Source organism: Sphingobium limneticum (assembly GCF_008710155.1).
Taxonomy (GTDB): Bacteria; Pseudomonadota; Alphaproteobacteria; order Sphingomonadales; family Sphingomonadaceae; genus Sphingobium; species Sphingobium limneticum.
The window spans coordinates 1-543 of record NZ_VYPZ01000106.1 but is presented as its reverse complement, the minus strand read 5'-3'; the positions used below and the strand labels follow the sequence as shown (position 1 = coordinate 543).

The 543-nt window shown below is 64.5% G+C and carries 1 protein-coding gene; it reads right to left on the bottom strand.

From position 1 onward, the window contains the following. On the bottom strand, positions 1 to 536 hold a 536-nt coding region (locus tag F4U94_RS24210), incomplete at its 3' end, for a multicopper oxidase domain-containing protein (protein WP_150412361.1). Positions 537 to 543: the final 7 nt, after the last annotated feature.

Sequence of the window (543 nt, the reverse complement as noted above, 5' to 3'; positions counted from 1 at the left end):
ACGATCACATGCTCGCGGTCGAATGCGATCGGGTCGGGTCCCGCGGGATCGATGACGATGGGGCCGTAGAGCCCGCCCTGCTCCTGCTCGCCCGAGTGGCTGTGGTACCAGTAGGTGCCTGACTGCACGACTGGAAATTCGTACACGAAAGTCGAACGTGCCTTGATGCCGGGGAAACTGATGCCCGGCACGCCGTCCATTTGGAACGGCAGAATGAGGCCGTGCCAGTGGATCGAGCTATCCTCGTCAAGATTGTTGGTCACCGCGAGCCGGACCTTCTGGCCCTCCTTGAGGCGGACGAGTGGCGCCGGGACCGTGCCGTTCACCCCGATCGCGGGCGTTGTAATTCCGTCCATGACCAGCTTCATCCGGTCGATCGTCAGGGCGATTTCCGTGCCCGATACGATCGGCAGCGGCTTGGCGATGCCGCGCGACACGGGTTGCGCCCAAGCTGGCAGGTAGGCCGACATGGCCAGCGTGCCGCCGAGCATGGCGGTTCCGCGCATCACGTCGCGCCGGTTCAGATTGCGGCTCATGCCGTTC